At 38.0% G+C, this 13322-nt stretch carries 13 protein-coding genes and 1 other annotated feature; of the genes, 10 read left to right on the top strand and 3 right to left on the bottom strand.

Translation table 11 applies throughout. The annotated features are described in order from the left end of the window. Positions 1 to 311 precede the first annotated feature (311 nt). Both AC1DIT_RS04290 and clpB read left to right on the top strand, forming a co-directional pair. Positions 312 to 491 carry a YjzC family protein gene (locus AC1DIT_RS04290; protein ID WP_016113764.1) on the top strand — a complete coding sequence of 60 codons (180 nt, stop codon included), beginning with the start codon at positions 312 to 314 and terminating at the stop codon, positions 489 to 491. Between the two features lie 206 nt (positions 492 to 697). Next, positions 698 to 3298, top strand: coding sequence for an ATP-dependent chaperone ClpB (gene clpB / locus AC1DIT_RS04285; RefSeq protein WP_016132588.1), 2601 nt, complete (start codon positions 698 to 700; stop codon positions 3296 to 3298). A 38-nt stretch (positions 3299 to 3336) separates the two neighbouring features. Here clpB and AC1DIT_RS04280 read toward each other — a convergent pair whose 3' ends face one another. Beyond that, positions 3337 to 3519 (bottom strand): YjzD family protein, encoded by a 183-nt coding sequence (locus AC1DIT_RS04280; protein WP_016113766.1) that lies wholly within the window; start codon positions 3517 to 3519, stop codon positions 3337 to 3339. A 156-nt stretch (positions 3520 to 3675) separates the two neighbouring features. Here AC1DIT_RS04280 and AC1DIT_RS04275 point away from each other — a divergent pair, with 156 nt between their 5' ends. From AC1DIT_RS04275 to AC1DIT_RS04240, 8 genes are all read left to right on the top strand, one after another. Next, the gene (locus tag AC1DIT_RS04275) at positions 3676 to 4410 is read left to right on the top strand and encodes a lipase family protein (RefSeq protein WP_016132589.1); all 735 of its coding nucleotides are present in this window, start codon (positions 3676 to 3678) and stop codon (positions 4408 to 4410) included. A 57-nt stretch (positions 4411 to 4467) separates the two neighbouring features. Beyond that, a complete protein-coding gene (locus AC1DIT_RS04270; RefSeq protein ID WP_016132590.1) occupies positions 4468 to 5328 on the top strand; it encodes an NAD-dependent epimerase/dehydratase family protein in 861 nt (286 codons plus the stop codon). 206 nt (positions 5329 to 5534) lie between these two features. Further along, a complete protein-coding gene (locus AC1DIT_RS04265) occupies positions 5535 to 5708 on the top strand; it encodes a ComZ family protein (protein WP_003195910.1) in 174 nt (57 codons plus the stop codon). A 346-nt stretch (positions 5709 to 6054) separates the two neighbouring features. After that, positions 6055 to 6987 (top strand): beta-ketoacyl-ACP synthase III, encoded by a 933-nt coding sequence (fabH, locus tag AC1DIT_RS04260; protein ID WP_016132591.1) that lies wholly within the window; start codon positions 6055 to 6057, stop codon positions 6985 to 6987. A gap of 31 nt (positions 6988 to 7018) precedes the next feature. After that, positions 7019 to 8257 carry a beta-ketoacyl-ACP synthase II gene (gene fabF, locus AC1DIT_RS04255; protein WP_016113770.1) on the top strand — a complete coding sequence of 413 codons (1239 nt, stop codon included), beginning with the start codon at positions 7019 to 7021 and terminating at the stop codon, positions 8255 to 8257. A gap of 295 nt (positions 8258 to 8552) precedes the next feature. Beyond that, the gene (locus tag AC1DIT_RS04250) at positions 8553 to 9056 is read left to right on the top strand and encodes an SMI1/KNR4 family protein (RefSeq protein WP_016113771.1); all 504 of its coding nucleotides are present in this window, start codon (positions 8553 to 8555) and stop codon (positions 9054 to 9056) included. Between the two features lie 254 nt (positions 9057 to 9310). Beyond that, positions 9311 to 10099, top strand: coding sequence for a DUF2268 domain-containing putative Zn-dependent protease (locus AC1DIT_RS04245; RefSeq protein ID WP_016113772.1), 789 nt, complete (start codon positions 9311 to 9313; stop codon positions 10097 to 10099). 171 nt (positions 10100 to 10270) lie between these two features. Beyond that, positions 10271 to 11017 carry a YjbA family protein gene (locus AC1DIT_RS04240; protein WP_016113773.1) on the top strand — a complete coding sequence of 249 codons (747 nt, stop codon included), beginning with the start codon at positions 10271 to 10273 and terminating at the stop codon, positions 11015 to 11017. Positions 11018 to 11292: 275 nt separating this feature from the next. Here AC1DIT_RS04240 and trpS read toward each other — a convergent pair whose 3' ends face one another. Together trpS and AC1DIT_RS04230 are read right to left on the bottom strand one after the other, a co-directional pair. Next, on the bottom strand, positions 11293 to 12282 hold the full coding sequence (gene trpS, locus AC1DIT_RS04235; RefSeq protein ID WP_016113774.1) for a tryptophan--tRNA ligase: 990 nt from the start codon (positions 12280 to 12282) through the stop codon (positions 11293 to 11295). A gap of 229 nt (positions 12283 to 12511) precedes the next feature. Next, positions 12512 to 12731: a binding site (T-box leader), on the bottom strand. Positions 12732 to 12964: 233 nt separating this feature from the next. After that, entirely contained in the window at positions 12965 to 13300 is a 336-nt protein-coding gene (locus tag AC1DIT_RS04230; RefSeq protein WP_375337739.1) for a DUF3899 domain-containing protein, read from the bottom strand. Between the last annotated feature and the right edge of the window lie 22 nt (positions 13301 to 13322).

Genomic DNA, 13322 nt, shown 5'->3' with positions numbered 1-13322 from the left:
ATTTTTCCGAAAGTTCAAATAATGTTTCTTTCATTTTGTACAAATTGTGAAAGGGGTTACAGTATGCGCACAGCAAGACGTATAATAAAAATGTAATCTTCTCGTATATGTTTGACTCTCCTTTGGAACTGGCCTAGAATAGGTCGGTTTCTTTTTTTTCAACAAGTGATGCTTTTTCTCCTGCTTTATCATGTAAAGTCATACATATGAACAGTAATAAAAAATATGACTCGTTTCCTAAACATAACAGAAAGGCTTTTTCAAAAATGGATATACTAACGGTGTAAAGATGTCATGGAAGGAGAATGAAAATGGGACAAAATCATAGGTTTCGTTCTGGACAGAAAGCACCAAATGATGGGCTTTATGTGGAGATTGGTGAAACAGGAAGTATGGTTAAAGATCCACAAATGGTAAAATTAACTGCTGGTCAAAGGTTTCCTGAGAATTCGAATCAGAACCGCCAGTGGACATATAAAAGAAAACCGTAAGAGAAGCCGCAATTTATATTGCGGCTTTTCTGATTGAAGAGCAGAGGTATACATACTTTTTTGGGGAAACAAAGTTCAAATTTCATAATCAAATTCATTGTATAAAAAAGACAATTGGCGTATAATCAAATTAAAGGTCAAATAAAGTCAAAAAATCAAAAAAGGTCAAACATCAAGAGGATTCCAATGTTTGGAGGTTTGTGAAGATGGACTTAAATCAAATGACGACGAAAACACAAGAAGCAATTATGAGTGCTCAATCTTTAGCGGTATCTCATCATCATCAAGAAGTTGATACTGTTCATCTATTACTTGCATTATTACAGCAGCAGGATGGATTAGCAGTGCGTATTTTTCAAAAAATGAATGTCAATATAGAACAATTAACGAAAGAAGTAGAAAGATTGCTTCAACAGAAACCATCTGTTACAGGAAGTGGTGTAGAAGCTGGCAAAGTGTATGTGACAAATGCTTTAGGGCAATTACTTGTTAAAGCAGAGGCAGAGGCAAAAAAACTGCAAGATGAATATATTTCAGTGGAACATATTTTGCTCGCATTTTGCGAGGAAAAAGGTGATATGAATCACCTGTTCACAGCATTTCACATTACGAAGGATACATTATTACAGTCTTTAATGGAAGTTCGGGGGAATCAGAGAGTGACTAGTCAAAATCCAGAAGTAACATATGAAGCGTTAGAAAAGTATGGCCGTGATTTAGTGGCAGAAGTAAGACAAGGGAAAATTGATCCTGTCATTGGTCGTGATAGCGAAATTCGCCGGGTTATCCGCATTCTTTCTCGTAAAACAAAAAACAACCCTGTTTTAATTGGTGAACCAGGCGTTGGGAAAACAGCAATTGTTGAAGGATTGGCACAACGAATTGTGCGAAAAGATGTACCAGAAGGATTAAAAGATAGAACAATCTTTGCATTAGATATGAGTGCGCTTATGGCGGGTGCAAAGTTCCGTGGTGAGTTTGAAGAACGTTTGCAAGCTGTGTTAAATGAAATCAAAAAAAGTGAAGGGCGTATTCTTTTATTCATTGATGAGCTCCATACAATTGTTGGTGCTGGTAAAACAGAAGGGGCGATGGATGCAGGGAATATGTTAAAACCAATGCTTGCGCGCGGTGAACTTCATTGTATTGGAGCGACTACTTTAGATGAGTATCGAAAATATATTGAGAAAGATCCAGCGCTAGAACGTCGTTTTCAACAAGTGTTAGCAGAAGAGCCAACGGTAGAAGATACAATTTCTATTTTACGTGGTTTAAAAGAGCGTTTTGAAATTTATCATGGTGTAAATATTCATGATCGTGCGATTGTAGCGGCGTCTGTATTGTCTGATCGATATATATCTGATCGCTTTTTACCAGATAAAGCGATTGACCTTGTTGATGAAGCGTGCGCAACAATTCGAACAGAAATTGATTCTATGCCAACAGAATTGGATGAAGTAACGCGCCGCATTATGCAGCTGGAAATTGAAGAAGCTGCTTTAGGAAAAGAAACGGATCGTGGTAGTCAAGAACGACTAAAAACATTGCAACGTGAACTATCTGATTTAAAAGAAGTTGCAAATGGAATGCGAGCGCAATGGCAAAAAGAAAAAGAAGAAATCCATAAAGTTCGTGACTTAAGAGAACACCTTGAACGTTTACGTCGTGAATTAGAAGAAGCAGAAGGGAATTACGACTTAAATAAAGCAGCAGAGCTTCGTCATGGTAAAATTCCAGCAGTGGAAAAAGAATTAAGAGAAGCGGAAGAAATGGGAGCACATAACGAACAAGAGAACCGTTTACTTCGTGAAGAAGTAAGTGAAGAAGAGATTGCAAATATCGTTTCACGTTGGACGGGTATACCAGTTGCAAAACTTGTAGAAGGTGAACGTGAAAAACTGCTACGTTTAGAGCAAATTTTATCAGAACGTGTTATTGGGCAAGAGGAAGCAGTTAGTCTTGTGGCGGATGCAGTTCTTCGTGCTCGCGCTGGTATTAAAGATCCAAATCGTCCAATCGGTTCATTCATTTTCTTAGGACCAACAGGCGTTGGGAAAACAGAACTTGCGAAAACATTAGCACAATCTTTATTTGATAGTGAAGAGCAAATCATTCGCATTGATATGTCCGAGTATATGGAGAAACATGCTGTGTCTCGCTTGATTGGAGCTCCTCCTGGATATGTAGGATATGAGGAAGGTGGACAATTAACAGAAGCCGTACGCCGTAAACCATATTCCGTTATTTTATTAGATGAAATTGAAAAAGCACATCCAGAAGTATTCAACATTTTATTACAAATGTTAGATGATGGGCGTATTACGGATTCACAAGGACGAACAGTGGATTTCAAAAATACAGTGATTATTATGACATCAAATATTGGTTCAGGGCATTTATTAGAAGGGTTACAAGAAGATGGTACAATTAAAGAGGAAGCAAGAGATCTTGTTATGGGGCAGCTTAGAGGACATTTTCGCCCAGAGTTTTTAAATCGTGTGGATGAAATTATTTTATTTAAACCACTTACAACAAATGAGATAAAAGGAATTGTTGGTAAAATTGTAAAAGAGTTACAAGGGCGTTTAGTAGATCGTCATATTACAGTGGAATTAACAGAAGTAGCAAAAGAGTTTGTTGTAGAATCTGGATTTGATCCGATGTATGGAGCGCGTCCATTAAAACGATATGTACAGCGTCAAATTGAAACGAAGTTAGCACGTGAATTGATTGCGGGAACAATTACTGATAATAGTCATGTAGTTGTTGATGTGGAAAATAATGAACTAGTTGTTCATGTAGAGTAAAAAAAGAGTCCGGAGATTGAATCCGGGCTCTTTCTTTATTAGTGTTGTTCTACTGGTTCGTTTGGAATTGCTGCTGCAATTGCCATTACAAGCACAGCAAGAACAATTGAGAATTTAGACGCTAGCGCGAAATCGTATACACCGCCAGTCATAGAGCTAATTACGTAGCTCATCATATGTACAAGCATAAACGACCAAATAAAGGCCCAAATTACACGCATCTTTTCACACCCCTATTCGTTCAATCTGTCCTTATTGTAACACAATTGAAAAAAGAATATAGAAAAAATATTTGTAGATTTTTCAACGCAAAATTGTATTCCTTTCATACATTATAAAGGAGTAGTTTTATGTTTAGAAAATAAGGCGGGAGAATGATGAGTGTTACGGAACGTTTTTTTTACTTAGAACAAGAACCATGTGTGATTTATTTGCCAGAGAAGCCCAATGGATTTGGTGTCATGCTTCTTGGTGATTACAATTATTTTATTGAGAATGGTACAAGTTTATGGACGCAGCATGCGGGGCGCGCTCATTTTTTAAATGGGCTGATAGAAAATGGATATACCGTTTTTTCATCTAATTTATACGGGAGACATTGGGGGAATGATCAATCGGTTCGTTTAGCGAAGCGTTTGTATCATGTTGTTATGAAAAAAGAAACACTAAACGAACAAATTCATGTCATTGCAGATGGAATGGGGGCTCTTGTGGCTCTTGAAATGATGAATCGATACCCAGAATGCATTCGATCTGTAGTGATGCTTACTCCATGCCTAGATTTGCCTGCACATGTGGAATTTGAAAAAGAGCATAAATTTTTCTATAAAAGGTTAGTGAGAGAGTTATTGCTTGCGTATGATGTGAAGGAAGCACAGTTAGAAGCGGAAATTGCTAAGAAGTCTTTTTCTTATTTACCTTCTTGTGTGCCTGTAAAAATATTTGTATCCACACAAGAACAAAAAGCGCGCAAGCAATTGTTACGTGAATATGAAAAAAAGCGGATAAATGAAAATTGTGAGACCTCACTATCGTTTCATTTGCAACATGTAAAATATAAGATGGTTCAACATACATGTCATTTCTTTAAAAAATATGAAGAAGATTTATGAAGCTCCAATATACATAAATGAGGAGCTATTTGTTTAGAGGGAGAAAGGGTTGGTGACATGAAGCGCGTACTAATTATAGGGGCACTTTCGTTTGTAGGCTATCATCTTGTAAATAAAATGCTTGCGGAAGAAGTAGAAGTATATGGCCTTGATTTTGCTGATCTAGAAAGTATGTCAAAAGTAAGTGAAGAAAAGTTATTTTTAATTGGGCGGAATGATTTGTTTATGTATTCGTCTATAAGAGATGAGAGCGGATGGAAGACAGTAGAAACCGATCAATTTGATGCGGCTTACTTTTGTTTATGTGAACCGAACAGGCAAAGCGGATTTCGAAATGAACGAATCATTTTACAATATTTAAAGCGTGTCATTCATATGTGCGAAAGAAAACAAGTGAAGCTAAATGTACTTTCTTCTATTGAAATGGCGAATGTGCAAGATCTATCTGAAAATAAACGATTATTTATGAAAGTAGAGGAAGAAGTGGAGAAGGCGAATATTCGCTATAGTATACTTCGTGTTCCAATTCTATACGGCCCATGGCAACCTTCCTTTATGACGTACCACAGGCTTATTCTTTCTGAACTTATGGAAAAGGAATATGAGCTTCTTCAAAATGAAAATGGAGCGGACCTTCTTTATGTAGAAGATGTGTGTGAATATTTATGGGAAAAAGGTAAAACCATAGAAAATTTAGGTGTATATAATATGATCAGTGGTAAAGAAAATCTATGGGAAAAAGGAATTATCCTTTTAAATGCTGAGCATAAAGTGAAAAAAACTGTTAAAGAAGTGAAAAGAGAAGAGATAAAGAGTATTTGTATTGTGAAAAACACGCCGTTAGAATTCGGTTTAAATAAACAACTGACACATTTAAAACGATATAAAGAGTTATACGAGGGACAAAATACATGTTAAACTAATGTAGAAATGAGGAGATTATTACTCCTTTTATCCCGCATTAACGGGCAGTAAGACCTCCACCTCAAAATTCAGCGAAAGCAAAGAAGTTAGGTGATGGGATCAACTGCCCGTAAAAGCCCGATTGGTTCAACTAATAATCAGTGGGGGATGAAAAAAACTCCACTGATTAAAGTTTCACTTTATAGAAAGGATGAAGAAATATGAACGAAAAAAATATGCAGTTTTTACAAATCGCTATGAAACACCTGCCGGAAGCAAAGGCCATTTTGGATGATAATGGGATTGCACTTGATATGGAAAAAGCGCAGCCAGTACTAGAGTTGTTAATGAAAGTAATGAACGAAGCATATGAGCTTGGAAAAGCGGGAAAATAAAGTGAACTAGACATAAAAACCCTTTTTTGGAGGAAGAGAGCATCTAGCCATGCATAGAAACGGTCAGAGCCTTTTTCTGCCCCGCGCCAAGTAAAAGCAGATACGGAAGTATTTTTATCATTTTAACCGAGAAGACTCCCTCTTCTAAGCAAAGTGAAGGAGGGGGGAGCTCAATTGGAAAAGAGCGGGATATATAGGTAGTTTGCTTTTGGTTCTACTATGAGATAAGGTCGACAATATGTCGGCTTTATTTTTTTACTTAGAAATATATTCTAGACAAATAAACATTTATGTTTTAGAATTAGTACCAAGTCATAATAATTGATATAAAACGGAGGGCTGCGATGTGAACGTAGGCATTTTAGGGATCGGAAGATATGTGCCAGAAAAAGTAGTCACAAATCACGACTTAGAGAAAATCATGGATACATCTGATGAGTGGATTCGTACGAGAACGGGAATTGCAGAGAGACGCATTGCCGATGATACAATAAATACTTCATATATGGCGGTAGAAGCTGCCAAGAAAGCTATTGAAAATGCAGGGATTAGTGGAGAAGAAATTGACCTTATTTTAGTTGCAACAGTAACGCCAGATCGCTCTTTTCCAGCCGTTGCTTGTGTAATTCAAGAACAAATTGGTGCGAAACATGCAGCAGCAATGGATTTAGGTGCAGCATGTGCGGGCTTTATGTACGGAATGATTACAGCGCAGCAATTTATTCAAACTGGAACTTATAAAAACGTATTAGTAGTTGGTAGTGATAAATTATCTAAGATTGTAGACTGGAATGATCGTAATACAGCTGTGCTATTTGGAGACGGGGCAGGCGCTGTTATAATGGGAGCTGTTTCAGAAGGAAAGGGTATTCTTTCATTTGAATTAGGCGCAGATGGAAGTGGTGGCAAGCACCTTTATCAAGATGAATATGTTATGATGAATGGCAGAGAAGTCTTTAAATTCGCTGTTCGTCAACTTGGTGATTCTTGTCTTCGTGTTGTAGAAAAAGCAGGTCTTACGAAAGAAGATGTGGACTTTTTAGTTCCGCATCAAGCAAATATTCGTATTATGGAATCGGCAAGGGAACGATTAGGTTTGCCACAAGAAAAAATGAGTACAACAATTGAAAAGTTCGGAAATACATCAGCTTCTTCAATTCCAATTGCGATGGTAGAGGAATTGCAAAATGGACGTATTCAAGACGGTGATTTAATTATATTAGTCGGCTTTGGTGGCGGATTAACATGGGGAGCAGTCGCTCTTCGTTGGGGCAAATAAGGACTGAGAGAAAAAAAGGAGTGTATTTTGTATGGAAAAGAAGCGTGTCGTAATTACAGGACTAGGAGCTGTTACGCCGATCGGAACAGATGTAGAAACAGCTTGGGAAAACATTAAAAATGGTGTATCTGGAATCGGACGGCTTACACGCTTAGATCCGGAACAATTTCCAGCAAAAGTAGCAGCGGAAATTAACGACTTTGAAGCTGAAAAATATATTGAGAAAAAAGAAGCGCGCCGTATGGATCGCTTCACACAATATGCGGTAGCAGCAGCGAAAATGGCAGTTGAAGATGCAAAGTTGGACATTACAGAAGAAAATGCACCGCGTATTGGTGTATGGATAGGTTCTGGTATTGGTGGCATGGAAACGTATGAAGAGCAATTTAAAATCTTTACGGAAAAAGGCCCGCGCCGTGTAAGTCCATTTTTGATACCAATGATGATTCCTGATATGGCTGCGGGTCAAGTCTCAATTGCTACAGGTGCAAAAGGAATTAATACTTGTTCTGTGACAGCTTGTGCATCCGGGGCAAACTCAATTGGTGACGCATTTAAAGTCATTCAGCGCGGTGATGCAGATGCAATGATTACAGGCGGTGCAGAGGCGCCGTTAACAAGTATGGCATTTGCAGGATTTAGTTCAGCGAAAGCATTAACATTTAATGAGGATCCAGCAACTGCTTGTCGTCCATTTGATAAAAATCGTAGTGGATTTGTAATGGGAGAAGGAGCTGGTATTCTTATACTAGAAGAGTTGGAGCATGCGTTAGCACGAGGTGCACGTATTTATGCTGAACTTGTCGGATATGGTGCAACAGGTGATGCGTTCCATATTACAATGCCTGCTCCTGGCGGTGAGGGCGGTGTTCGTGCGATACGTCAAGCATTAGCAGATGCCGGTCTTCAGCCTGAGGATATCGATTATATTAATGCGCATGGTACAAGTACAGATGCGAATGAGAAATACGAAACGATGGCAATTAAAGAAGCATTTGGTGAACATGCATATAAAGTAGCGATTAGCTCTACAAAATCAATGACTGGTCATTTATTAGGAGCAGCTGGCGCTGTTGAGGCGATTTTCTCTGTTAAATCTATTACAGATGGAGTGATTCCGCCAACAATTAACTATGAAACACCAGATCCAGAATGTGATTTAGATTACGTACCAAACAAAGCGAGACATCAAGAAGTACGCACTGTTTTAAGTAACTCATTAGGGTTCGGTGGTCATAACGCAGTGTTAGTATTTAAAACTTATAAATAATGTAGTAAGAGGGTGTTTTGGGAAGTAGCAAAGGAGAGCTACTTCTTAAAACACCCTTTTTTGGATGGAAGAGAGCATCCGATCATGCGTAGAAGCGATCGGCTTTTTTCATTTATCTTATTCTTCTCTTTTTTTATAATGAGCGGTATGATGGAAGGAAACAACAAGATACCTATGTTACATATAACAGAAGTCATTCTAAAGTTTACAAAAATGTAAAAAACATGATGCTCCTTTTAGTTATTAGGTTGGGGTATAAAGAAAAAGCACACGATGAAAAGGAAGTGAAATTCACATGGTGAACATATTGCACACTTTTTGGGAGGACTCTGACGAGTTCGTAAACCCAAATCCAGTTACAGATGAAATGATTCAGATTGCAGAAGAAAAATTAGGTTATAAATTACCAGATTCCTATATTCGCTTAATCAAATCGCAAAACGGTGGTACACCTGTACAGAATTGTTTTCCTACTACCGTACCTACCTCTTGGGCTGAGGATCATATTTACGTAGCAGGGTTCTATGGCATTGGTGGAGAGCATGGAATTGATACGGAGGGAATTTACATGATAGAGGAATTTGAATATCCATCTTCTTGTATATATGTAGGAGAATCGCCTACAGCTGGACACGATGCTGTTTTGTTAGACTATAGCGAGTGCGGAAAACAAGGAGAACCAAGAGTAATTCATGTGAATGTAGAAAATTATCAAGATCCAATCATTACGTTCTTAGCGGACGATTTCCAAACTTTTTTACAAGGGTTACTTCCGTACTTTCATTTTGACAAGAATTAAATGTTAGATTGTCGACAAACAGGCTCTTTTTTGAGGGGCCTGTTTGTATGAACAAAAACCAAATTATAATTCTTATACCCGCCTTGTCCCCTCAGTTTAACAGTGCTCCAACAGAAGTTCCCTTCAGCAAGCACATACAGGAAAGATGAAACTGTGCAATCAGAAACAAATCAAAGCCAATCAAAAGTTTCATTTTATCACTTCGCGTTCGCTCCTTTTCTTGCATATATATAGAAGAAAAGGGAGGAGTGAAGATGGGGGTTATTCAAACGGCAGATTGGCTGTACCTTTATTATGGGCGTCCAGAAAAGCTTTGTGAGAAGTTTACAAAATACATTCCATTGCCAAAGGAGAGGTTGTACCGTTTTTTAATTTCTAAAGGTATGTATCGTCCAGTGATGGAAGGACAAAAAGAAATTGAGCAGCTAGAGGAAAAGCAGGTTTGGAAAGAGCTTTCTGAGGAGTATGAGGAACTAAAGCACTGGTTACAAGGGCCAGATGTCCCTATCTTTATTTTRTTATCAGATTCATAYAATCGMACKGTACAAGCGGAATATAACGGAAAAGCTGGCTTAACAATGCGTCATGTGATTTTCCTGTTTGTCTGTGGACGGAATACAGTGAAGGAATTAAAAGCATTGCTTACCCATGAATATCATCACATATGTCGGTTACATCAAATTGAAAAGAAAGAAAAGGATTATACATTACTTGATACAATGATAATGGAGGGGCTTGCAGAGCAAGCGGTGTATGAAAGGCACTCAGAAAAGAGTTATGCACCGTGGACATCGTACTATACAAAAGAGGAAGCGGTTCATTATTGGGAGAAGGTTGTAAAAAAGAAAAAGGATATGAAGAGAGGAACCAGGGAGCATGACTGCTTACTAAATGGAATGCAAATGTACCCGAAGATGCTTGGATATGGCGTTGGATTTCATATTGTAAAAGATTGTGTGGAATTTGAGAAAGATAACACGCTTTCTTTATTGTCTATGGATGCCATATGTATATTAAATAAAGCAAATATTTTTACCTCTTAATAGGTGATAAATATAAAAAACTTGGCGCTGCCAAGTTTTTTTGCATGATGAAAATGGAAGTGAGAAGTAGTGAAGAAATAATAAGTAGAATATATTCCCTTGGATGGAATAAATTTTACAAAAAATGAACATAATGAGATGTACAAACAGTAGTGAAGTGAGGGGTAGAAAATGTTATATCTACATGATGTATGGGTAAATTGGTTTGAAGGTGAGGAAAATGGGTATAACGTTTGTCATTTTTACGAATGGCGGAAGGATGATACGATCGAATTATTAGATCAAGTGCCATTATTAAAAGTAGATTCTACATTATATCATTACATCGAGAACGAATTATTGGAACTTCCGCAAAAACTATTGGAAGACGTACATCATAAGGCGTATATTCGTAAAAATCATGAGCGTTTGCAACAAGAGTATTGTTTTGTTGTTACAGATGGAAAAGGAATTATTGCAGTGGATTCAATTGGGTACAATGTACCGATTCGAAAAAGTAGGCTTATTCCCCGTCAAGAGCAGATGGTATATGAGATGGTGGAAAATGTCCAAGCAGAAAAGTATGAGTTTCAAGTGGAAGAATCACAAAAAGAGCATCATATTTTATCACCATCGCCATATATTATGAATGGCTTAACTCGTAAAGAACGACAATTGAAACAATTGCTTTTTATGGCACTAGATCAACTACATACAACGAAAAATCCAGCTGAAATTCGCTATTGGTATACAGAATGGGATCCATCTGCATATGGGACTGTTCAACATATGAAATTTGAAGCCGTCTGGGAGCGCCTTTATGAGGAAGCGAAATATGGTTGGTCAAAAAAGCATGAACAGCTATGTGAACGCCTTGTAAAAGGGCAACCATTCTTTGAAAAGTTATGGGAAATGGAAAATGAACAAAAGGTAAATTAAAAAACCGCCAATTTGGCGGTTTTTTAATTTGATCCAGCTCCGGTGGCAAGCTCTTCGTGTCTAAGAATCTTCCGCATAAGAAGGCAAAGAACGCCTTCTATGCGAAAGAACATTAGCCCGTCAGAGCTGAATGAGCCGCCTCCGCTTTTTGTATGATCCAGCTCCAGCGGCAAGAATGATCGGTGGCTTCGCGTCTTCCTATGAGGCAAAAAACGCCTCTACGTCAGGAGCTCCATCCCCCTCACATTCTAAGCGAGCCGCCCCCGCTTTTTTAGTTACCTACGTTTTCTGCTTAATCCCATTGCATTTTCAACTTTACGTAGTTGTTTCATTGCAACGCGGTTTGCTTTTTCAGCACCTTTGTCAAGGATTTCATCTAATTCAGGGGAGTTAATTAGTTCGTTATATTTTTCTTGAATTGGACGAATTGCTTCTACGACTACTTGTGCTAAATCACCTTTAAAGTCACCGTATCCTTTTCCTTCATAGTAAGCTTCTAGTTCTTCAATTGTTTTACCTGAGAATGAAGAGTAGATTGTTAATAAGTTGGAAATACCAGGTTTGTTTTCTTTGTCGTATTTTACGATACCGTCAGAATCAGTTACTGCACTTTTAATTTTCTTTTCGATTGTTTTTGGCTCATCAAGCATACTAATCATTGATTTTGGATTTGGATCAGATTTGCTCATTTTTTTCGTAGGTTCTGTTAATGACATAACACGAGCGCCTACTTTTGGAATGCGAATCTCTGGAATTGTGAAAATTTCACGGAAACGTTTATTGAAACGCTCTGCTAAATCGCGAGTTAATTCCATATGTTGTTTTTGATCGTCGCCAACTGGCACAATCTCAGTATTATAAAGTAAGATGTCAGCTGCCATTAATGGTGGATACGTAAGTAATCCAGCTGGAACGGATTCTCTACCAGATGATTTATCTTTATATTGCGTCATACGTTCTAATTCTCCAACATGTGCGATAGATTGCATAATCCATCCGAGTTGAGCGTGCGCAGGTACCTCTGATTGTACAAATAAAGTAGATTTTTCAGGATCAATACCACAAGCTACATATAGCGCAGCAAGACTGCGGATGTTTTTACGAAGTTGTACAGAATCTTGAGGAACTGTAATCGCATGCTGGTTTACAATGCAGAAATAACAATCATGTTCGTTTTGCAATTCTGTAAATTGTTTCATTGCTCCTAAATAGTTTCCAAGCGTAATTGTTCCGCTTGGCTGAATACCAGAAAAAATAACTGACATAATAATGCCTCCTTGAAATTTGTATGTATTGTTGAAGAGTGGGGGAAGTAGGTCAATGCGAGCCGCTTCCGCTTTTTATATAATCCAGCTCCAGCGGCAAGAATGATCGGTGGCTTCGCGCCTTCCTGTGAGGCAAAAAACGCCTCTACGTCAGGAGCTCCATCCCCCTCGCATTCTAAGCGAGCCGCTTCCGCTTTTAAATACAAAAAAGCCCATTCATCCCCAATGATCTAGGGACGAATGGACCGCGGTACCACCCTAATTATTTCACAAATAGTGAAATCTCTTTTATCCATTATAACGCCTGGATAAAACGCCAAAGCCTACTCCTAAGTTGTTTCGGTTTGGTGCTCAAAAGCCCATTCCATACTGTACAATTACTTGTTCWCACCAACCACAAGCTCTCTGAAATTGCTGCAATATGTACTCTTCTTTCTCATCGCATACATATGAATTTATTATAATATAGCTCTGTTTTTTAACAGCTGAGCGAGCCACTTGCGCCTTTTGAGTAATCCAGCTCCAGTGGCAAGAATACTCGGTGGCTTCGCGCCTTCCAGCGAGGCAAAAAGCGCCTCTAAGTCAGGAGCTCCATCCCCCTCGCATTCTGAGCGAGCCACTTGCGCTTTTTATAACAAAATGTTTTGCAAGTTATTATATCATATGGAAAAACGTTTGCAAACTACATCAAAATAGTAAAGCTAATGACCGTAGAGATGAGGCCTAAAAGAACACCTGTAATGCAGATGGGGTATGTCCATGTGAAAGAATACGTTTTATATATTCTTTCTTTTTTATCTATTGCTGATTCTTCTTCTTCAATTAAAGATTCTACCTTTTTATTTGTTCCAAATACTTTTTGGAAAGCGTACATTGTTATGTTGAAAAATCCACTTTGAAATAGAAATAAAAAACCTCCCAAAATAATAAAAAATAATGCAATGTAAAACATGATATTGACAAAATTCAACAAAAAATGAGCTGGAAATAGGAATGCACCAATGCTAGAAACGATTATTGCTAATAATATTAATATACAA

This window comes from Bacillus sp. 05T22 (genome assembly GCF_056396765.1).
Note: the sequence above shows the minus strand (reverse complement) of the source record. Positions and strands in the feature narration are given on the sequence as shown.